We start from the raw sequence: 18,754 nt of genomic DNA on the forward strand, positions 1-18,754 counted from the left end.
CGCGCGCTAGAGCGTCGTGGCGAAAATGGCCAGAACCTAGCAACTCGCCGCCCGGACGCTACCCCGCCGGTCATAGGTACTTCCCCGGGCTTTTTATGATGTTTTGGCGACGGGAAAAATGACGGGTGACGGCACAGTTTGTTTTGCTGTCCGGTCCTGTCCGACCTCTATCTCGAAAGGATGCAAACTCAATGGACGTAAAGCTTTGGGACATTTCCGATGTGAAGCCCTATCCCCACAATCCGCGGCAGAACGACGAGGCCGTTGACGTGGTTGCCGGCTCGCTAAAAGAGTACGGCTGGCGGCAACCAATCGTGGTCGATCAGGAGGGTGTGATCATCGTTGGTCACACGCGCTGGAAGGCGGCCAAGAAACTCGGTTACACCCAGGTTCCGGTACATGTTGCCACCGATCTTTCGCCCGAGCAGATCAAGGCGTACCGCATCGCTGATAACCAGACCGCGACCATCGCTGATTGGGATCGACAACTGCTCCCCATCGAACTGGCTGATCTTCAAGCAGTGAACTACGACCTCAGCTTACTTGGCTTCGATGCCGACGCCTTACAGAAGCTACTGGGGACCGATGTAGCAGAAGGCCTGTGTGATCCAGACGATGTTCCCGCGCCACCGGATGAAGCGATCACGAAACCTGGTGACCTGTGGATCCTTGGCAATCATCGACTGCTCTGTGGGGATAGCAGCAAGCCGGAGCAGCTCGATCGATTGCTCGATGGCGCACCGATTCATTTGGTGAACAGCGACCCACCTTATAACGTCAAGGTGGAGCCTCGCAGCAACAATGCGATCGCTGCTGGGCTTAGTTCATTCGCTGGTCCGAAGCATCACCAGTCGCTGGATGTGGCTCGACATCCGGGCAAGGCCAAGCCCACGCAGAAGAAGCTCCGCGCGAAGGATCGTCCCCTCGCCAACGACTTCGTGACCGACGAAGCGTTCGATGATCTGCTCGATGCCTGGTTCGGCAACTTCTCACGCGTGCTGTTACCCGGCCGCAGCTTCTACATCTGGGGCGGCTACGCCAACCTCGGTAACTACCCGCCGTTCCTCAAGAGGCACGAGCTGTACTTCAGCCAGGGCATCATCTGGGATAAGCAGCACCCGGTCCTGACGCGCAAGGACTTCATGGGCGCGTTCGAGATCGCGTTCTACGGGTGGAAGGAAGGTGCGGGGCACACCTTCCTCGGCCCGAACAACGCGACCGATCTGTGGCACGTGAAGAAGGTCAACCCGCAATCGATGGTGCATCTGACCGAGAAGCCGGTCGAGCTTGCCGCACGGGCCATGCAGTATTCATCACGACCCGGCGAGAACGTGCTCGATCTATTCGGTGGCAGCGGTTCCACGCTGATCGGAGCGGAGCAGACAGGACGCAACGCGTACCTGATGGAACTCGACGTTCTCTATTGTGACGTCATAGTCCAACGCTGGGAAAAGTTCACAGGACGGAAGGCCGAGCTATGTTGCTCGGTCAATTCGATGGTGGGCGATCGTTCACAGGAGGCTGGCGAACGATTGCTATCGAAAGCTTAGCAAGAATCGCCCGCATGACGAGAAAGGAAAGGACAGTGATGCCGATCATGACCAAGCCAAAAACTAACGCTGGCCCAGAATCATGCCGGATCTTGCCGACGACCGATCGATATGCCGCCAGCGCCACTATCAGCCCAAGAAGTAACGAGGTGAAACTCGTTAGCCAGCCAGCTACGGTGAAGCGGCTGAAGTCGATGTCGAGCTCGTTTATTAATCGTCCGACACGTTCGGGCAGCGAGGACACACAGTTCTCCTTAAATGCAGGAGTCGGTATTCTGCTGCGTGCGGCTGGCACCTGCAAGTCGCCGAGCGCGCTTCACCGCCTCCGCAGCCGACATCTGATTGTGCCAGTGCTGCAGTTGGATCTCGTCGGCGGTCGGGGGCCGGATGGTGCGGATACTGATCGTGACCTGTTTGCCCAAGCGTGCCGCGTACAAGGCCTGCAGGGCGGCTTGCCCGAGGCTGGTTGCTTCGGTTTCATCGGCTGCTTCGACCAAGACATATTGAGCGCGGGTGGCGACGTAGGGGGTGGTCATCGTGAAACTCCGGGCGTAAGCGGTTGCGATAACACCCATAAGCCAGCAATCGTTGCGCAGTTCAATAGCCAACATCAAGAATTAAAAAGCATATCGCCGACGCGCCACGTGGCCCGACGTGGCGTAGATCTCCAGTGGTCCGCCTCCTGGGCCAAGAAACGCAAAACGCCCCAACGTGGCGAACGTGGGGCGTCGTGGGGCCAAGTCTGGCGGGGTGGGCTATCCGTTGAACGCAAAGTTACCCCGGTCGGTCTTCTTGAACCGGGCTTCCTTCCCCTTGGTCGTGATCTCCCGCAAGATGGCGCTGTAGAGCGTGGCGTGCGGCGTCTTGCCACCGGGGCTCGTCCAGTACCCCTTCGCGGCGATGGTTTCGATCATCGCTTTGGTATTCATCGGTTCCTTCGTCTCTTCGAGGAGCTTGGCTGCGGCATCGAGCGCCGACATCTTCTTATCGACGGCGGGCTTGGTCCTCTTGGCCTTCTTGCCCTTGGCGGGCTTGGCCTTCGAACCCTGCGGCTCTTTGCACTTGGTGCAGAACTTCTCGTCACCTTCCTCGGTCCATTCGTGCGAGCCACCCTTGGGGCATTCGCCGGTGGCCTCGACCACAGCGTCCGGGCGGGCCGCTGCTTTCTTGGTGGGCGCCTTCTTCGCTGGCTTGGCCTTCACGGTCTTCGTGGCTGGCTTCTTCGTGCTGGTTTTCTTGGACATCGTCGTTCTCCGAATTCGCAATGGATTGGCTGCCATCGTCAGGCCCGGCGAACCACCGCCGAGCTACGCCTGCGAAGGCGTTTCGGCTTAGAAACCAAGTTCGTCCATCTGCTGATTGAAAGTCTTCACCCCGATCATCTCGAGCAGCGTGTTGCGGAACCACAGCACCTGCTGCACCGCTTGCTCGCCTTCCGGTGTAGTAGCCCGGATCGAACCCGCGGGTTGCAGCGCCATCACCAGCGCCGCCACTCCCTCCGGCGAGAGGTTGTCGCGAATCACCTTCTCGAAGGCCTCTTGGTCCACCGCGCCGCTCGTTCGTTCTTCGCTCATCGTTCGTTCTCCGGTTCGTGGGTAATCCATCTGCCGACAGACACACATGAGCCAGCTTTCGCGAACAACATCAAGCGCAGCAGCGAACAGTTGGAGCAGAATTCCGCAGCTTTCCCTGAACGATTGAGGGCGGCCTAAAACATGCCCAGTGACGGATCACGACCGACCATTAATCCCACCGCGATGAGCCTGGCCGATGCTGCGCGGGTTCTGTCGAAGGTCGGCAGCCCCACCGTCACCGAATCGATGCTGCAGGAAGATGTCGAGGCTGGCGCGCCCACAAACGCCGACGGCACACTCAATCTGGTGCATTACGCCGCATGGCTGGTAAAGGAGCTGGCCAGTGGTAGCTGACCCACGCAAACTCCGCCCCGGCGAACTCTGCCGCCTGCTCAACTCCACCACCCTCGGTGAAGTGATCAGCGAACGACAGCTCCTGCGCCATCGCAACCGCGCAGGCCTGCGGATCGGTGACGGTCAGCACGTCGATCTGCTCCGCTACGTCGGCTGGCTCGTCGAACAAACGCACGTTCCCAAACCCGAGATCGAGGTCGATCCCTACGAGGAACTGAAAGACCGAGCCCGAGCACGTAACGCCGCACTCTCCCTCGCTGGTCGCGATATCGGTGAACTACCTGAAGTTGCGAATCCTCAGCGGAAGGCTCGCGCTCAGGACGATTTTCAATTCTTCTGTGAAGAGTACTTTCACACCACGTTTCACCACCCTTGGTCGGACGACCACCTGAAAGTCATTCGCAAGATCCAGAAGGCGGTCATCGAAGGTGGTCTGTTCGCGATGGCCATGCCCCGTGGCTCCGGCAAGAGCAGTCTGTGCGAAGTCGCCTGCATCTGGGCGCTCCTCTTCGGTCACCGGCAGTTCGTCTGTCTCATCGGCTCGGACGAAGGTCACGCGGCCGAGATGCTGGAGTCGATCAAGACCGAACTCGAAGGGAACGATCTGCTCCTCGAAGACTACCCCGAAGTCGTCTATCCGATCCGCGCGCTGGATGGAATCGCCAACCGGTGCAGCGGTCAGCTGTACCAGGGTGAACGCACCCACATCAGTTGGACGGCCAAGGAGATTATCCTTCCCACGATGCCCGCTAGTCCTGCCAGCGCCGCGGTGATCAAGGTGGCGGGGCTCACCGGCCGCATCCGTGGCATGAAGCACAAGCGTTCTGATGGTCAGACGGTTCGTCCGTCGCTGGTAGTTCTCGATGACCCGCAGACCGATGAATCGGCTCGCTCTCTCAGCCAGTGTGCGCAGCGCGAGAGCATCCTCGCTGGCGCAGTCCTTGGCCTGGCTGGTCCCGGCCAGAAGATCTCGGGGATCATGCCCTGCACGGTGATTCGTCCCGGTGACATGGCGGATCGCATTCTCGATCGGGACAAGCATCCGCAGTGGCAAGGTGAACGAACAAAGATGATCTACTCGTTCCCCACCAACGAGAAACTGTGGGAAGAGTACGCTCAGCTGCGGGCAGATGGCCTACGAGCCGAGGTGGGGCTCTACGATGCAACCGCCTTCTACATCGAGCATCAAACGGAGATGGACGCCGGTGCACGGATCGCCTGGCCAGCCCGGTTCAACGAGGACGAAGCGTCCGCCATTCAGCATGCGATGAACCTCAGGCTGCAGAACGAAGCAGCCTTCTTCGCGGAGTACCAGAATGAGCCGCTCCCCGAAGCGGTTCCGTTCTCCACACTTCTCTCTGCCGAAGAGATCGCCGCCAAGCTTAACCGGATGCCGCGGGCCACGGTCCCGAGCAACTACACGCAGCTTACCGCCTACATCGACGTCCAAGGCAACCTGCTTTACTACCTCGTGTGCGCGTGGACTGAAGACTTCTCGGGTTACGTCATCGACTACGGCTGCTATCCGGACCAACGTCGCGATTACTTCACCCTGCGAGACGCCAACCCCACGCTACTGTCCGTGGCACCCGGCACCGCTCAGGAAGGAGCGATCTTCGCCGGACTGCAAGGACTGACGGCAGACCTGCTCGGCCGCGAATGGCAGCAAGAAGGTGGTGGCATCCTCAGGATCGGAGCCTGCCTGATCGATGCGAACTGGGGCGCTTCGACGGATACGGTGTATGAATTCTGCCGCCGCTCCACCTTCGGCGGTGTGCTGATGCCGAGTCACGGGCGGTACGTCGGCGCCGCGAGCGTTCCCTTCGCCGAGTACAAACGTCAACCGGGTGAACGCGTGGGCCACAACTGGCGGATCCCAAGCACCTACGGCAAACGCGCCTGCCGCCATGTGACCTACGACACCAACTACTGGAAGACGTTTGTCTTCGCGCGGCTGGCAGTAGCCATGGGCGACCGCAGTTGTCTGTCGATCTTCGGGACTGAGCCTAACCGACACCGACTATTGTCTGAGCATCTCACCGCAGAGTATCCAGTCACCACGCAAGGCCGGGGACGGACGGTGGAAGAATGGAAAGTTCGCCCCAACCACCCCGACAATCACTGGTTCGATTGTCTCGTGGGAAATGCAGTGGCTGCGTCCATGCTCGGCGTGCATTTGGAAACGGGGACCAAGATCGAGCGGAAGCGAATCTCCCTGCGGGAATTGGCTGAGCGACCGACGGCGCGGCAACTAGCGGAGCAGACCGCACGGAAACAAGTGACCATCCCCGAGCACATGCGGCGACGGTGAAATCTAGACTAGTGGTCACAGCTAAGATACTACGTGGGGAATCGAGGAGGGATCGAGGTTGCGCGCAACCGGTGACCGCAACAATACTCACGCCTAAGAGTGCCAGTTGAAGAAGCGAATGTGCATTTTCATCTCGCTGATGTGAAGTTTTCGTCGTCTCAGGTGCAGGGTAACTTGGCGCCCACTTAGCGTGCGGTGTGCGAATTCGCACATGCTCTCCAGAATGAATTTGAAGTTTTGCACCGCGTCGCGATACACGGACTCCGAAAAACGTGGATTGATGTCGTTTAAATTCTCTGCGATTACTAGTCGGCAATTTCGGCATAGCGGTTGCTGATCGTACCGCTACCGGACAACGCACGTTTTCCAAATTGCGAAACAAGTGTTCATTGGCACACAGTCCTCGAATCAGCACAGATCCCCACCAGATTCACGAAATCATGACTGCGTGTGTCATCACGGCGACGGAGGATCGAATGGTGGAGGGCTTAGTGCAACAAATGGTGACGCGAAACATGTATCTCATGCCGATAGTGTGCGACACTGAGGCCGTGGGGATCGTCACTCGTTACGAGCTGTTGCGACTGATGATTCGCTAGATGCGATACCTGCCTTTCCGTGTTAAGTGTTGAACTGCTAGTGGGACAAGGGCGAACTGATGATCAAGAGAATTTTAGTGGGGCTGAATGGTACACAGGCCAGCGACTCCGCCGCCCGGCAGGCGCTGCTATTCGCAGCCGAATTTAGTGCCCAGTTGATCGGAGTCGGAGTCGTCGACCGCGAACAGGTCTGTCCGCACGAGTCGGTGCCGCTTGGTGCCGGCGAATTTAAGCGAGAGCGCGACACTAAGCTGCTGCAAGTGGCGCACGACCGAATCGCTGCTCTGCTGCAAGAATTCGAACAGCAGAGCCGGGAGGCGGGAGTTGTAGTGCAGACAAAGAAGCTCGAAGGCGAACCAGCTGACGTGCTCTGTATGGAGGCGCAGTGCGTTGATTTGCTGATCGTTGGCAAGAAACACACACGCGAGGAAGAAGGAGACACTTCGCCCGCCACACTGCAGGCAATTTTGCATCAGTCGCCGCGACCGGTCCTGTGCGTTCCCGCGGTGGCGGACCAACGTCGGCCCATTTTGATTGCCTACGATGGTTCGCTGTCCGCCAACCGTGCTGTGCAACTTTTTATTGCAAGTGGGCTGAGCAACAATCGCGTTGTGCATTTGTTAACGGTGGGCGATCATGCGGCCGCCATCGCCGAACCTTGTACTCAACTTTTGGCGGCGCATGGAGTTCACGTCGAGCCGCATCTGGCCGCAGCAGCACCGCCCGCAGAAGTAATTCTGGAATTGACGGCGCGGCTGGATGTGGGCCTGCTGGCGATGGGCGCGTATGGACAGTCGCGGTTCCGGGAGTTTTTCTTTGGTTCTGTTACCAAAACTATATTGAAGCGCGCTACGGCACCGGTGTTCCTGTATCATTAGCCGCGAACATTCGGCGGAAATACAGCGCTCTCACCGGACAATATCTCACTATGCTTGCCGCCTGTCTGCAGTTTTTGGTTTGTGCCGTCGTCATTATTGCTGCCGGGACATTTTTGACGAAATATGCCGATGCAATCGCAGAAATCACGCGATTGGGGCGGCTGCTAATCGGAAGTATCTTGCTCGCCGGAACGACCTCGTTGCCGGAACTGACGGTCGACATTTCAGCCGTGCGGCAGGGAGATGCCGATCTGGCAGTGGGAGACTTGCTTGGCAGCAGCCTGATGAATCTGCTGATTCTGGCGCTGCTCGATTTTTCGGTTTACTCGCGAGGGAAGATGCTTTCTAAACAGGCCGCTGCCCACGCCTTGTCGGGTTCACTTAGCGTAGCCCTGACCGCATTGGCGGGCATTGGATTGTTTACCGGCTCCGCCTTCGTAGACTATTCGCCTTGGGGAATCAGTCCTGCAGTGCTAATCATCGGTGCAGCCTACGCATTTGGCGTGCGAGTGATTTATCTCGATCAGCGCATAGCCGCCCAGAGCGAAATGATAGCCGAGACTCCCCCGGCCGATTCCGCTCCCCTACTGTCGCTGCGACACGCGCTGCTGGGATTCTCCATCTGCGCGATCGCAATTGTGATCGCCGGTCCTTACTTAGCAGACGCCGCGGGGCAGATCGCCAAGTTAAGCGGACTCGGCAGTACGTTTGTAGGAACGACGCTGGTGGCCTTCAGCACTTCGTTGCCCGAGCTGGTTTCGATGCTCGCTGCATTGCGGATCGGGGCGGTCGATCTCGCCATCGGCAATGTCTTTGGAAGTAATGCGTTCAACATGGTCCTGCTGCTCCCGCTGGATTTATTCGATGCCCGACCGCTGCTGGCAATTGTTTCGCACGGCCACATCGTCACCTGCCTCGCCACCATCCTGGCATCCCAAGTTGTCATCATGGGACAACTCTACCGCGTTGAGTCGCGAATGCGTTTCATCGAACCCGATGCCTGGCTCGTCATTGCGATTGTCATCGGTGCGCTGGGGCTCGTTTACTACTTATCATGATTGGCGAGGAGCTTGGTGTGCAGCTCGAAACCGGTACCGAGATCGTCCGTCACCACGCTGCGGTAGACGGCTGAGTGTCCCACAGTAAGGCAATTGGCAGCGCAGACCGTACGAAAACAAGCGACCATTCCCGAGCACATGCGGCGCCGGTGAAATCCGGACTAGTCGGGATTTTGCTAGTTCGTCCCTCACAGTAGCGGGTCGTGCCTCTCTCACTACACCGACTAATGCAACACGACCGGGCGGATTGGAGTGACATTTGCCTTTACCGTTTTAAAGAAATAAAGAGCTTTGTGCGACATCAGCAGTTCGCCGCCAAAAAAGCTGGACCAGACAAAGTCCTCACCGGCATAATCACCGCGTCTGATTCGCCCCGGACCGAAGTAGATTTTGAACTGGGGCCAGCCGCAAAAAGCACATTGCCCTTGATAGTCAATTGTCTCAGACGGCTGGATGACTTGCTCGAGCAAGTCCCGGGTGGCTGAAATCTGAAACAACGATTGCGAATCGTCTACTGGGACCAGTTTATAGCCCGTCAGGTCACTCTTGGTGAGCACCGCGGCTAAAGTGCTATTTACAACAAATGCCTCTCCATTCAAGACGAAGCAAGGCTGACTCGATTTCAGGCTATTGATCGTACCAACGAGTTGGCGAGGTTTGATTCGCTTGTGGCATATCTGACATTGGCGAGTTTGTTTCGTAAGCTCAGGGGCATACTCATCAGGAGCTGAAACCATTGCCAACTCGGCTTGTTGAAAATCAACCGGCTCGAAATTCGGCGACACGGAGTAATAGACCTTCGGCTGCCATTGCAACTCCGTTAGAGTTGCTTCTAACAGTGGCAATAGGCTTACGCCAGGCGAATATTCTGCCTCGAAGATAATGAGTTCGTCACTCGCTGCCGTAAAATGCCATCCTCGGTTCGCCAATTCGGAGCACATAGTGCTAGACAGCGGCTCTGCCGAGCGAAACTTGATTGTCTCAGAAGGTCGCATTTTGTATTTCGATTGGAGCTTCTGCCCCTCGTCACACGTTGCTTCGGATGCAACAAGTATCTTCGGCTTCGGCCGTACCGGCAAACAGATTCGACAGAGATCAGAGAAGGCTATCAACGAGCAGCAAGTCGGCCACCTGCGATGGATCGGCGATCGACTTTCATCTAGGTTGCCATTCAGATGCATGACAGGATAGCCGTCCATCCTGCATAACCATGATGTCGCAGCGAATCATTTTATTTTGCGGCCCTTCTCCCATCCAGCACCTTGAGCAGCGAACTCCGCGCATAAACCGCCTGCAGCGCTCGCCCGGTTCGCTTGGCAACGACGACCGCCGGCAATGTTCGAAGCAACCTGATTTCTTTCGCTGACCACGGAACCCCGGCAGCTGGCGGCAAGTTACCACGTGCACACCGGGCCTTTTGCGAAGCTGACATCTTGGCGCGACTGACTTCTGTGTGCCGCTTGTCGACATTGGCTTGCCGAAGTATCTCCACAACGTGAGTCGGCCGCGGCTAGCCTTTCTTGGCTGCTACAATCTTTGCCCTTCGCTCTGGAGACCTGGCAGTCGGTGCGGTCGCTTTCACGAAGGCTGCCACGCGTTCCGGTGTCTTCAGACGATTGCCTTCGGTATCTACAACGCCGAGAGCTCGTCGCCATTTCCAGACAGCGCTTGTGCCGACGTCCCACCAATGTTTGGTTGCCGGGACTGCCTCTTGTCGCACTGCCCGGGCCAAGTCACCAGTGAGCACGAGCGACAACGCCGAGCCCTTCTTACCGCTAAAGTCTTCGTCGATGCTACTTACGAAGGTGAATCCTACGAGTTCTGTTGCCCGCCCTGCATCTCGGAATTCGTCCGTGATGCAAAGGACGAGCCTGACAAGATCCAAACCGATGATCGCTACTTGGCCAAGTGACGATTAGCCGGCCAAGCAGTTTCGCTGTCGGCAACTTGGAGATACACACCTGACTCAAAAGCTGTACAGCGATTTTCGAAATGGCAGGCGAAAGGAATTGGATCTCATGAGCGCTCGCAGCGATCACCCGAACACTGACGGCAGATTCGGATTCACACGTGACAGCATCGCCATCTCCACTCGGCGCGCAATCTCCACGCTCGCAGAAGGTGAAGTTGCGGCTGGTGGGCCTTGATATGGATGCCCCTTCGACTTCCTGGCAACCATTGGCAGTATGCGGTTATGCAAGTAAAATCACAGGACTGTTTATGCTCTGAAACCGTCGTGACGTTCTGTGACCAATGTTAAGACAAATTAGCACCAAGCTGCTCACCCTGCGGGCGAATGAGCAGATTCTATGAACCACGTTCTGGTCGTTGACGATTCCACCACGATGCGGCGGATGGTGATGGCTTCGCTGCGAGGCTTGCCTGACGTCAGTTTTCAGGAAGCGGCGAATGGCTTGGAGGCGATCGAGCGACTGGCGATCAGCACCGTGAACATCATGGTGCTGGATCTGAATATGCCAGATATGCATGGGCTGGAAGTGGTCGCGTTTGTGAGAAAACATGCCACTTTCCGCGACATTCCAATTATAGTGCTAACTACCCGCGGAGATGACGAGAGTCGGACCTTGGCCATTGCCGCAGGTGCTTCGTTGTATCTGACCAAGCCATTCGATCCGGCCGTCCTGGCTGAACGTGCAGGACGTTTACTGAACCTCGATGTCCACTGATCCAATTGCCGACACCGACCGATCGAGGTTCGCGGAGTTTCTCGCCGATTACTTCGTCGAGTGCGACGAACATCTGGCACTTGCTCGCCGGGCATTGCTTGGACTCGAGAGTTTGCTGCCGCAAGAGCGAATCGATAAGTCGCTGGTTGACGAGCTGTTTCGCAGCTTTCATTCGCTCAAGGGCCTCTCGGCCATGGTAGGCTTTCAGGAGCCCGAGCAACTGGCTCATCATCTGGAAAGTTTCCTGGGTGCAGTCCGTCGCAATCAAACGCAGCTCACACTGACCGGACTCGAAACGCTGGTGAGCGGCGTCGTGGCGCTTGAGCAAGTGATTGCAGCCCGCCGCGATCAATCACAACTTCCTGAACTAGCACCACTCCTGACACGCATCGCCGCATTGTTGCCAGTCGCCGGTACCGCAGTAGCCGGCGAAACGCGAAGGACAGCGCCTAGTTCGTCGCTTGGCGAGAAAGGCGTGCTGATTGCCGAGAAGATTCGCACTGGCCAGCGGGCCTGGGAAATCGTCTTCCGGCCGTCGGCTGAGCTTTCCCAGCGCGGCATCGATGTGAATGCGGTTCGCAAGCAACTGCAGGGCCTTGGAGAGATTGTTCATTCATCTCCCGTGATCGCACCCACCGGAGGAATCGAGTTTTCCTTTATCCTGCTAACTGCACCGGACGTCGAGGCAACTACTTGCATCCAGGGCGAGGGACTTATCTGCCGTCAGTTTGAACTGCCGGCGCCCGCAGCGGCCCCCGTTGAAGCAATCGTCGCGCAATCTGCGGAAGAAGGAAGTTCAACGCACCTCACTCCAGCGAATGTGGTGCGAGTCGATCTGGATCGGCTCGATGAACTGATGCGACTCGTTGGCGAACTCGTATTAAGTCGCGCACGACTAGACGAAGGGCTCTCCCATTTACGATCCGCACCCACCGCTCAATTGCGCGGGCTGCGAGAGACCGCCTCGACCATCGAACGCCAACTGCGTGACCTGCGCGAAGGTGTGATGCGGGTCCGAATGGTGCCAATTCGCGAAGTCTTTGTGCGAATGCAGTTCGTGATTCGCGACTTAGTGCGCGAGGCCGGCAAGCAGGTCTCGTTGCGTCTTACTGGGGAAGATACACAGATCGACAAGTACGTTGTCGAGCGGATCATGGATCCGCTGTTGCACCTGGTGCGAAACGCGGTCAGCCATGGCCTGGAATCCCCCGAGCAACGCGTGGCGAACGGCAAGCAGCCTGAAGGTTTAATTCATCTGCGAGCTAAGACGCTGGGGGAAACGGTAGTTATCGAAGTCGAAGACGATGGTCGTGGCATTGATGCTGATCAGGTGCTCAAACTGGCTCGCGCGAGAGGGATTCCCTTAGCACTGGATCGAATGGACGATTCCCAGTTGCTCGATGTTCTGTGCGTTCCCGGGTTTTCCACTCGCCAAACCGTTGATCGGGTCAGTGGCCGTGGCATCGGCATGGATGTGGTCCGGCAGACGGTTGAAGAGTTGGGCGGGCAACTTACTCTGAGTACGGCAGTTGGCCGCGGGAGCCGGTTTGAAATTCAGTTGCCGCTGACGGTTTCGATCACCGAAGCACTCATTGTGCAGGTTGGTGAGCAGCGTTACGCGGTCCCGCAAGTTAGTATTCGCGAGATCATCAAGCTGGAAACTGCAGAACTCACGGTCATGGAGCAGAACGATCTCCTGCGATATCGCGAGGGGGCTCTGCCGATTCTCTGGCTCTCACGCTTTTTCGGAAGCAGTGTCGCGCGCGATCGACAGCACTTTGCGCTCGTTGTCGGTGAAGGATCGCAGGCAGCGGGAATTGCCGTCGACCGGGTGCTCGGGCTGCAGGAAATTGTGGTGCGGCCGCTCACCGATGCCCTCGTGCAAGTGCCCGGCATCTCAGGAGCGACCGAGCTCGGAGATGGACGCGTGGTGTTGATTCTGGATACCTCGCGTCTGGTTCGCGGCGGCCGTAAGAACGCACCTGGTCCGCAACTGAATATCCCCGCCAATCGTGCAGCACATGCCACAGGAGCCCCGCATGGCGTCTGAAAAAGGAAGCGGAACGAGCCAATCGTTCATCCTGTTCGAGTTGGCTAACACGGCCTACGCGCTAAAGAGCGACGTGGTGCAGCAAATGGAGATGGTGGAGCAAATTACTCCTGTCCCCAATTCGCCTTCGTTCGTCGATGGAGTGGTGTTCGTGCGTGGACAGGTAGTGCCTGTCGTAAACCTGCGAGCTCGCTTTGGGTTTGATCGCACCGTGCGAGACTTGCGGACGCGCTTGATGGTGGTTACTCACGCGGGAAGAACGGTGGGCCTGTTGGTCGACTCCGCGCGCGAGTTCATCACGGTCAGCACCGAGGCCATCAATCAACCTCCTGAAACAATCACTGCCCTGAGTGGCAGATACTTGGCTGGGATTGCCAGCATCGGCGAACGACTGGTTCTGATTCTCGATGTCGCTGAAGTACTGAATTTTCAAGAAATCGCTGCTCCTACACCTTGACCGATCTCGGAGTCTATTCTCATGCCTCTTCGTTCCAATCGACGCGCGACCCCCAGCGACTCTCCGATGGGTCAAACCGATACGATGCAGATCACGTCTGCAGCGGTGGAACTGACTCGCATTACCGACGAGTTACAACGCGGCATCGAAACGCAAAAGACATCGCTAGACAAAGTTGTTACCCAGACCAAGGCGACCGCAACTTCGTTAAAAGAGACCGCTACGCAAGCAATGTCCGTCGCGGGGTCAGCGGAGCAACTCGTCTCGACGGTCAACGAAATGGCTGCCTCTACGGAGCAGGTGAACGGTAATACCCAGCGATTGAATGAATCGTTGACCGAAATTGCGGCCGCGGCGGAAGAGACTACGCGTTCGATCCACAGTGTCAATGGCAAAGTCCAGGAAATCTCGTCGTCGACGACTCAAGTGGGAACTTCGTCTGCTGCGATGGCGAGTTCCATTCGTCGCATTAGCGAGGATACTGAGAACCTCGTCACCGGCATGAACGAGACGGCGGCCACAGTGGAAGAAATGGCCCGCTCGATTCAGGGTGTCAAAAAGAACAGCGACGAGTTGGCGACTGCCGCTGATAGCACGGCTTCGTCCATCAATGAGATGGCTTCGTCAATCGAAGAAGTCGGCGCGACTTCCGAAAGTTTGTCGGCGGAAGTTGAACGTGTGGCCACCGCGGTGGAGGAAATGGCCCGTTCGGTGGCTGGAGTAGCGCAAAACGCTGAGAAGATTACTGACGTTGCCAGCGGAGCCGCCACTAGTGCCACGCAGCTTGACCGCTCGATTCATTCGGTGGCGGGACTGGCGAAGCAGGCTGACGAAACAACTCGCCAGCTGGCAAAGGAGGCTGACGAGGGGGGAAGTGCTGTCCAGAAATCCATTCAGGGCCTGACGCGTGTCCGCGATGTGATGACGCAGTCTGCGTCGGTCGTAAAGGAGATGGGCAAGCAGGCAGCTGAGATCGGCGGCATCATCAACACCATCAACTTAATTGCCGAGCGCACGAACCTCCTCTCACTCAACGCTTCGATCGAAGCGGCCCGCGCGGGAGATGCAGGTCGCGGATTTGCTGTGGTCGCCGAAGAGATTCGCAATCTGGCGAATCGGGCTGCGCAAGCGACATCGGATATCAGCTCGATTGTCAAAGCCTTGCAGGAGGTGGTGCAGGAAGCCGTGACATCTGCCAACGACGGCGTGAAAGTAGCCAACGAAAGCAGCGTGCTGGCCGAGGAAGGAATGTCCGGCCTGAAAAAGATTCTCAGCGGAATTCGACAGGCCACACAAATTACGTCGCAAATCTCGCGCGCGGCCGAAGAGCAGATTACCGCCGGACAGCATGTCGTATCGGCGATTACGACCACTGTTAACCAATCGAGGCAAGTTGCAGTTGCCACCGCCGAGCAGACAAAAACCGCACAGGACGTGTCGCAATCGACGGCTCAAATGCGCAAAATCGCGCAGCAAGTGTCTCAAGCGATGGCCGAACAAGGGCGGGCTGCGCGCGACATCATTAAGGCAGGACAAGCAACTCGTTCGTTGTCGGAGCAGCTTCGCAAGGCGACGACGGAGCAGGCCACGGGTGCCAATCAAATTTCCCAGGCGCTCGCGACAATGCGGACTGCGATCGCGTCCACGGCGAAAGCGGTCAGCGAGCAAACTCGTGGTGGCGAAGAAGTTGCCAAGGCGATGACGGCACTCAATCGCTCGGTCGCTGATGTCGCTCATGCGATGGCCGAGCAAGTAACAAGCACGGCCCAGATTGCTCGATCCGTCGATGGCATTCGTAAACAGTCGGGCCAAGTCAGCCAGGCCATGAACGAACAGACACGAGCGACGCGGGATGCCGCTGGAGCGGCTGAGAATGTCACCCGGCAAGTCAGGCTGATCACCGGCGCTAATAGCGAGCACTCGGCCGCTGCTGAGAGTATATTGGCCTCGATTGCGGAGATTCGCACGATTACCGATCGTAACAATCAATCGGCAACTTCCGCTCGCGATGTGATTGAGTCACTGAAAAAACAGGCTAACGAAATGACGAACGTAGCCAAGACTCGTCAAGCCAAACCGGCTGCTCCTGCCAAGCCCAAGTCCGCACTACGCAGGAAAACGAAATGACCCAGCCGCAACCGGAGGATGCCGGTCGCCAATTGCACATGGACAAGTTGCTCGCCGCTTTAGGAGACAAAAGCTGGCGCGCACGAAAGCGCGCCGTTAGTGAACTGACTGCGAGCAGTTCCGCTGATTTGGTTCGGCAAGTGCTGACCATCTTTCGCGACGAGAACAAAAATTTAGCGCGGGTCAATTCTGCCATCCGAGTACTGGTAGCAATCCCTACAGACGTTGTTCCGGCACTGATCGAATTGCTGAACTCGGAAAGCGCGGACGTCCGCACCTACACGGCGCTCACCTTGGGGGAACGAGGAGATCCGCGCGCTATTCCACCCCTGCTGGCCGTCCTTCACGACCCCGATACGAATGTGCGCGTGCAGGCCATTGAAAGCCTAGGCCATCTGCAAGCCGGCGAGGCTGTTGACGATCTTGTTCAATTTGTTGAATCGCGAGAGTTCGAACTGGCGTTTCCCGCGATCGATGCACTCAGCAAAATCGGAGATGGCCGAGTTGCCTATCAATTGGAGACCCTGCTGCTCGATCCGCTCTTTCAAGGCACCGTGATTGACGCGCTGGGCGCGCTGGGTGATGAAAACAGCTTGCTCGCCCTCTTACCTCTGGCCGAAGAACCAACAACTCCTCTGATTCAATTGGCGAAGGCGATTACACAAGTCCACGATCGCCAGGCTGAGCGATACGGTAGCGCGCAGGATGTCGTAGCAATGCTGCAAAGCGGCCCCCTCAGTTCGGCATGGATGGCTCGAGTGGAATCGGTAGTCGCCACAGGGAGGCCTGCGGATATTGAACCGCTAGTGAGGCTCGTCGGTTGGCTTCCGGCTGGTGAAGCAGACGCAAGTTTAGTGCGTTGGCTCGACATTCCCGCTGCCTATGAGGCCGCATTGCAAGCTCTCGCTCGGCGGCATTCGGCAGCGACGACTTTGCTGAAGCAAAGATTGGAGCGAAAGGGCGAGACGCTCGAACCTTCGTTCGTAAAACTATTGGGCAAACTGGGCGATCGTTCTTTCACTCCGGGCCTGCTTCGTTTGCTCGCCGCAACTGACGAAGATATTGTCAACGCCACTCTCGAAGCGCTCACGCACATTCGTGATCTCGAATCGTATGCTCCAGCGAAGAAACTGCTTGGCCATCCGAGTTTGGTAGTACGCAGCGCCGCGGTGGAACTGATCAATTCCTTAGGGCATGACGCATTGCCTGCTGAGCTGACTCAACTGCTGCACGACGCCAACCCATTGGTGCGCGAATCGGCGGTTAGAGTAGCCGCCTATTGTGGGGCGAGCGAATGCTTGCAGGCATTACTGGTGTGTTGTGATGACACGAACGAGCATGTTCGCCGTACGGCCGTTGCTCATCTTCCCTGTTTGGACAACGTTCGTATCTTGGAAGTCTTGAAACGAGTTGTGGCCAGCGATACTCCCGCAATTCGTGCCGCAGCTGTCGGTGCGCTCGCGGAGGTCGAGGATCCTCAAGTCATCGACTTACTCAAGCGATCGCTCACAGACACTGATGTCTGGGTCCGTTACAACGCGGTTGAATCGCTGACGCGAGTGGACACTCAGCGCGCTCTTGCGGATCAATTCAGCTCCCTGGCAATCAACGATCCGGGAATGCAGGTTCGCATTGCCGCCGCCAGCGCGTTGGGGCACTATGGTCGCGCGGGATACTCGCTGCTCGAACAAATGGCGGTACATCCGAACGCCGACTTATCGCAAGCCGCGCTTCTAGCACTCGGCGAAATTCGATGCCCTGAGCCTGCACAGGTGTTGATTAGTGCCCTAGATTCCGAGGACAGTCTTACCCGCATAACTGCCTGCCGGTCGCTGGGTCAGTCGGGACAAACCTGGGCTGTCTCACCGCTCGCCGAAGCTGCCAGTTCACCTGAACACCTCCTGTCGGAAGCGGCGATTTGTGCTCTGGGAAGACTGCATCAAGCAGAAAGTCTTGATGTCCTTCTGCGGTTGGCCAGCTATCCCAAACATCGGGCGGCGGTCGTCGCGGCGCTGACAGCTGTCAATTCTGACGAAATTCAGAATTTGGCCTCGCATTTGCCGTCCTTGCTGCTTGATGTCCGTCGCACCCTCATCGAAGCGCTAGTTCGCATCCGAACGCCCGCCGCAGTCGCAATTTTGGAGACCGCTGTGGAAGATGCGCAACCAGCGGTTCGGCAGGCAGCGGTGGCTGCACTCAGCCATATTGCCAGTGGACGTCCCTCACCTCCATTCCTGGTCGATGAAGGTGTGCGCTGATGTGGCCAGCAACGTTTCCGATCGATCTACCCCCCACCGTGTTCAAAATTCTTCGCGACCTGATTCATGATCACGCCGGCATCCATTTTGACGATGCGAAGCGCGGCATCCTCGCGGAGAAATTGTCGCCACGCGTAGTCGAGTGCGGGTTAACCACGTTTCTCGACTACTACTACTTGCTCAAATACGGGCCGGGCAGCGAGCAAGAATGGCCAGCCGTCACCGATGCGCTCTCAGTGCCAGAAACCTATTTTTGGCGGGAGATCGATCAGATTCAGGCGTTCGTCGAGCAATTGCTGCCCGCATATGTGAAGATGTTTCCTGGGCGAACGATTCGGATTTGGTGCGGGGCCTGCTGTACCGGAGAAGAACCGCTCACCATTGCCATGGCGCTGAACGAAACGGGCTGGTTCCAACGAGCCAGCTTTGAGATTTTCGCCAGCGATGCCAGTCCGGCGGCGATTGCCAAAGCTCGGCAGGGGATCTATCGCGACCGTTCTTTCCGCGCCTTATCTCCGGAACTAAAGGAGAAGTATTTTTTGGCGACAGCTGGCGGATGGCAGATAAACCCAGAATTGCACTCAGGAGTTCACTGGTCGGTTGCTAATCTCATCAAAAGCGCCGAGATTGCTCCGTTCGTTGAGTCACCATTCATCTTCTGCCGCAACGTATTCATCTACTTTTCGACCGAGATGATTGCCCGCACGGTCGATCAGTTCGCCTCACAGATGGCACGGCCGGGCTATTTATTCATCGGTGCTGCGGAATCGCTCCTCAAAGTCACTGATGAGTTCGATCTTCAACAGGTTGGCGATGCGTTTGTTTACACTTTGAACTGAACTGAGAAGTGA

General features: G+C 57.4%; 17 protein-coding genes and 1 other RNA gene. 12 read left to right on the forward strand and 6 right to left on the reverse strand.

All coding sequences use genetic code 11. From position 1 onward, the window contains the following. The first annotated feature begins 191 nt into the window (after positions 1 to 191). Entirely contained in the window at positions 192 to 1,550 is a 1,359-nt protein-coding gene (locus tag ETAA8_RS19235) for a DNA modification methylase (protein WP_145091935.1), read from the forward strand. Positions 1,551 to 1,804: 254 nt separating this feature from the next. On the opposite strand, the gene ETAA8_RS19240 is transcribed toward ETAA8_RS19235, so the two are convergent. The 4 genes from ETAA8_RS19240 to ETAA8_RS19255 form a co-directional block, all read right to left on the reverse strand. Beyond that, positions 1,805 to 2,086 (reverse strand): hypothetical protein, encoded by a 282-nt coding sequence (locus tag ETAA8_RS19240; RefSeq protein WP_145091938.1) that lies wholly within the window; start codon positions 2,084 to 2,086, stop codon positions 1,805 to 1,807. A gap of 219 nt (positions 2,087 to 2,305) precedes the next feature. After that, the gene (locus tag ETAA8_RS19245; RefSeq protein WP_202921094.1) at positions 2,306 to 2,794 is read right to left on the reverse strand and encodes a winged helix-turn-helix domain-containing protein; all 489 of its coding nucleotides are present in this window, start codon (positions 2,792 to 2,794) and stop codon (positions 2,306 to 2,308) included. Between the two features lie 23 nt (positions 2,795 to 2,817). Further along, positions 2,818 to 2,882, reverse strand: an RNA gene (locus ETAA8_RS19250) — hammerhead ribozyme type II. Continuing rightward, on the reverse strand, positions 2,882 to 3,124 hold the full coding sequence (locus ETAA8_RS19255; protein WP_145091944.1) for a hypothetical protein: 243 nt from the start codon (positions 3,122 to 3,124) through the stop codon (positions 2,882 to 2,884). The genes ETAA8_RS19250 and ETAA8_RS19255 overlap by 1 nt, the downstream gene beginning before the upstream one ends. A 141-nt stretch (positions 3,125 to 3,265) precedes the next feature. Between ETAA8_RS19255 and ETAA8_RS19260 the strand changes: the two genes are divergently transcribed. The 5 genes from ETAA8_RS19260 to ETAA8_RS19275 all read left to right on the forward strand — a co-directional run bounded on the left by ETAA8_RS19260 (position 3,266) and on the right by ETAA8_RS19275 (position 8,324). Beyond that, positions 3,266 to 3,478: a hypothetical protein gene (locus ETAA8_RS19260; RefSeq protein WP_145091948.1), complete on the forward strand. Its 213-nt coding sequence runs from the start codon at positions 3,266 to 3,268 to the stop codon at positions 3,476 to 3,478. Next, positions 3,468 to 5,789 carry a terminase gpA endonuclease subunit gene (locus tag ETAA8_RS19265; protein ID WP_145091951.1) on the forward strand — a complete coding sequence of 774 codons (2,322 nt, stop codon included), beginning with the start codon at positions 3,468 to 3,470 and terminating at the stop codon, positions 5,787 to 5,789. The genes ETAA8_RS19260 and ETAA8_RS19265 overlap by 11 nt, the downstream gene beginning before the upstream one ends. Positions 5,790 to 6,229: 440 nt before the next feature. Beyond that, positions 6,230 to 6,388: a CBS domain-containing protein gene (locus ETAA8_RS35930; protein ID WP_391484794.1), complete on the forward strand. Its 159-nt coding sequence runs from the start codon at positions 6,230 to 6,232 to the stop codon at positions 6,386 to 6,388. Between the two features lie 59 nt (positions 6,389 to 6,447). After that, on the forward strand, positions 6,448 to 7,266 hold the full coding sequence (locus tag ETAA8_RS19270; RefSeq protein ID WP_145091954.1) for a universal stress protein: 819 nt from the start codon (positions 6,448 to 6,450) through the stop codon (positions 7,264 to 7,266). A 50-nt stretch (positions 7,267 to 7,316) separates the two neighbouring features. After that, on the forward strand, positions 7,317 to 8,324 hold the full coding sequence (locus tag ETAA8_RS19275; RefSeq protein WP_145091957.1) for a sodium:calcium antiporter: 1,008 nt from the start codon (positions 7,317 to 7,319) through the stop codon (positions 8,322 to 8,324). A 224-nt stretch (positions 8,325 to 8,548) separates the two neighbouring features. Here the strand turns inward: ETAA8_RS19275 and ETAA8_RS19280 are convergent, their stop codons facing one another. Both ETAA8_RS19280 and ETAA8_RS19285 read right to left on the reverse strand, forming a co-directional pair. Further along, positions 8,549 to 9,319: a hypothetical protein gene (locus tag ETAA8_RS19280; RefSeq protein WP_145091961.1), complete on the reverse strand. Its 771-nt coding sequence runs from the start codon at positions 9,317 to 9,319 to the stop codon at positions 8,549 to 8,551. A gap of 515 nt (positions 9,320 to 9,834) precedes the next feature. Continuing rightward, positions 9,835 to 10,209, reverse strand: coding sequence for a hypothetical protein (locus ETAA8_RS19285; RefSeq protein ID WP_145091964.1), 375 nt, complete (start codon positions 10,207 to 10,209; stop codon positions 9,835 to 9,837). Positions 10,210 to 10,633: 424 nt separating this feature from the next. On the opposite strand from ETAA8_RS19285, the gene ETAA8_RS19290 reads away from it, so the two are divergent. From ETAA8_RS19290 to ETAA8_RS19315, 6 genes are read left to right on the forward strand one after another with little or no spacing between them, the layout of a single operon-like run. Next, positions 10,634 to 11,011, forward strand: a complete 378-nt coding sequence (locus ETAA8_RS19290; protein ID WP_145091967.1) for a response regulator — start codon at positions 10,634 to 10,636, stop codon at positions 11,009 to 11,011. Continuing rightward, positions 11,001 to 13,061, forward strand: coding sequence for a chemotaxis protein CheA (locus tag ETAA8_RS19295; RefSeq protein WP_145091970.1), 2,061 nt, complete (start codon positions 11,001 to 11,003; stop codon positions 13,059 to 13,061). Before ETAA8_RS19290 ends, ETAA8_RS19295 begins: the two co-directional genes overlap by 11 nt. Continuing rightward, positions 13,051 to 13,518 (forward strand): chemotaxis protein CheW, encoded by a 468-nt coding sequence (locus ETAA8_RS19300; RefSeq protein WP_145091973.1) that lies wholly within the window; start codon positions 13,051 to 13,053, stop codon positions 13,516 to 13,518. The genes ETAA8_RS19295 and ETAA8_RS19300 overlap by 11 nt, the downstream gene beginning before the upstream one ends. 21 nt (positions 13,519 to 13,539) lie before the next feature. Further along, positions 13,540 to 15,645 carry a methyl-accepting chemotaxis protein gene (locus ETAA8_RS19305; protein ID WP_145091975.1) on the forward strand — a complete coding sequence of 702 codons (2,106 nt, stop codon included), beginning with the start codon at positions 13,540 to 13,542 and terminating at the stop codon, positions 15,643 to 15,645. Beyond that, complete coding sequence (locus tag ETAA8_RS19310) at positions 15,642 to 17,903, forward strand: HEAT repeat domain-containing protein (RefSeq protein ID WP_145091978.1); 2,262 nt, start codon at positions 15,642 to 15,644, stop codon at positions 17,901 to 17,903. The genes ETAA8_RS19305 and ETAA8_RS19310 overlap by 4 nt, the downstream gene beginning before the upstream one ends. Then, entirely contained in the window at positions 17,903 to 18,742 is an 840-nt protein-coding gene (locus tag ETAA8_RS19315) for a CheR family methyltransferase (protein ID WP_145091981.1), read from the forward strand. Before ETAA8_RS19310 ends, ETAA8_RS19315 begins: the two co-directional genes overlap by 1 nt. Positions 18,743 to 18,754: the final 12 nt, after the last annotated feature.

The sequence above is a fragment of the Anatilimnocola aggregata genome (assembly GCF_007747655.1).
Classification (GTDB): domain Bacteria; phylum Planctomycetota; class Planctomycetia; order Pirellulales; family Pirellulaceae; genus Anatilimnocola; species Anatilimnocola aggregata.

Bases quoted from the DNA above. Each gene is read 5' to 3' on its own strand.
- ETAA8_RS19270 (WP_145091954.1), top strand. From the start codon at position 6,448: ATGATCAAGAGAATTTTAGTGGGGCTGAATGGTACACAGGCCAGCGAC.
- ETAA8_RS19310 (WP_145091978.1), top strand. From the start codon at position 15,642: ATGACCCAGCCGCAACCGGAGGATGCCGGTCGCCAATTGCACATGGAC.
- ETAA8_RS19315 (WP_145091981.1), top strand. From the start codon at position 17,903: ATGTGGCCAGCAACGTTTCCGATCGATCTACCCCCCACCGTGTTCAAA.
- ETAA8_RS19235 (WP_145091935.1), top strand. From the start codon at position 192: ATGGACGTAAAGCTTTGGGACATTTCCGATGTGAAGCCCTATCCCCAC.
- ETAA8_RS35930 (WP_391484794.1), top strand. From the start codon at position 6,230: ATGACTGCGTGTGTCATCACGGCGACGGAGGATCGAATGGTGGAGGGC.
- ETAA8_RS19260 (WP_145091948.1), top strand. From the start codon at position 3,266: ATGCCCAGTGACGGATCACGACCGACCATTAATCCCACCGCGATGAGC.
- ETAA8_RS19280 (WP_145091961.1), bottom strand. From the start codon at position 9,319: ATGCGACCTTCTGAGACAATCAAGTTTCGCTCGGCAGAGCCGCTGTCT.
- ETAA8_RS19290 (WP_145091967.1), top strand. From the start codon at position 10,634: ATGAACCACGTTCTGGTCGTTGACGATTCCACCACGATGCGGCGGATG.
- ETAA8_RS19245 (WP_202921094.1), bottom strand. From the start codon at position 2,794: ATGTCCAAGAAAACCAGCACGAAGAAGCCAGCCACGAAGACCGTGAAG.
- ETAA8_RS19240 (WP_145091938.1), bottom strand. From the start codon at position 2,086: ATGACCACCCCCTACGTCGCCACCCGCGCTCAATATGTCTTGGTCGAA.
- ETAA8_RS19295 (WP_145091970.1), top strand. From the start codon at position 11,001: ATGTCCACTGATCCAATTGCCGACACCGACCGATCGAGGTTCGCGGAG.
- ETAA8_RS19255 (WP_145091944.1), bottom strand. From the start codon at position 3,124: ATGAGCGAAGAACGAACGAGCGGCGCGGTGGACCAAGAGGCCTTCGAG.
- ETAA8_RS19275 (WP_145091957.1), top strand. From the start codon at position 7,317: ATGCTTGCCGCCTGTCTGCAGTTTTTGGTTTGTGCCGTCGTCATTATT.
- ETAA8_RS19300 (WP_145091973.1), top strand. From the start codon at position 13,051: ATGGCGTCTGAAAAAGGAAGCGGAACGAGCCAATCGTTCATCCTGTTC.
- ETAA8_RS19305 (WP_145091975.1), top strand. From the start codon at position 13,540: ATGCCTCTTCGTTCCAATCGACGCGCGACCCCCAGCGACTCTCCGATG.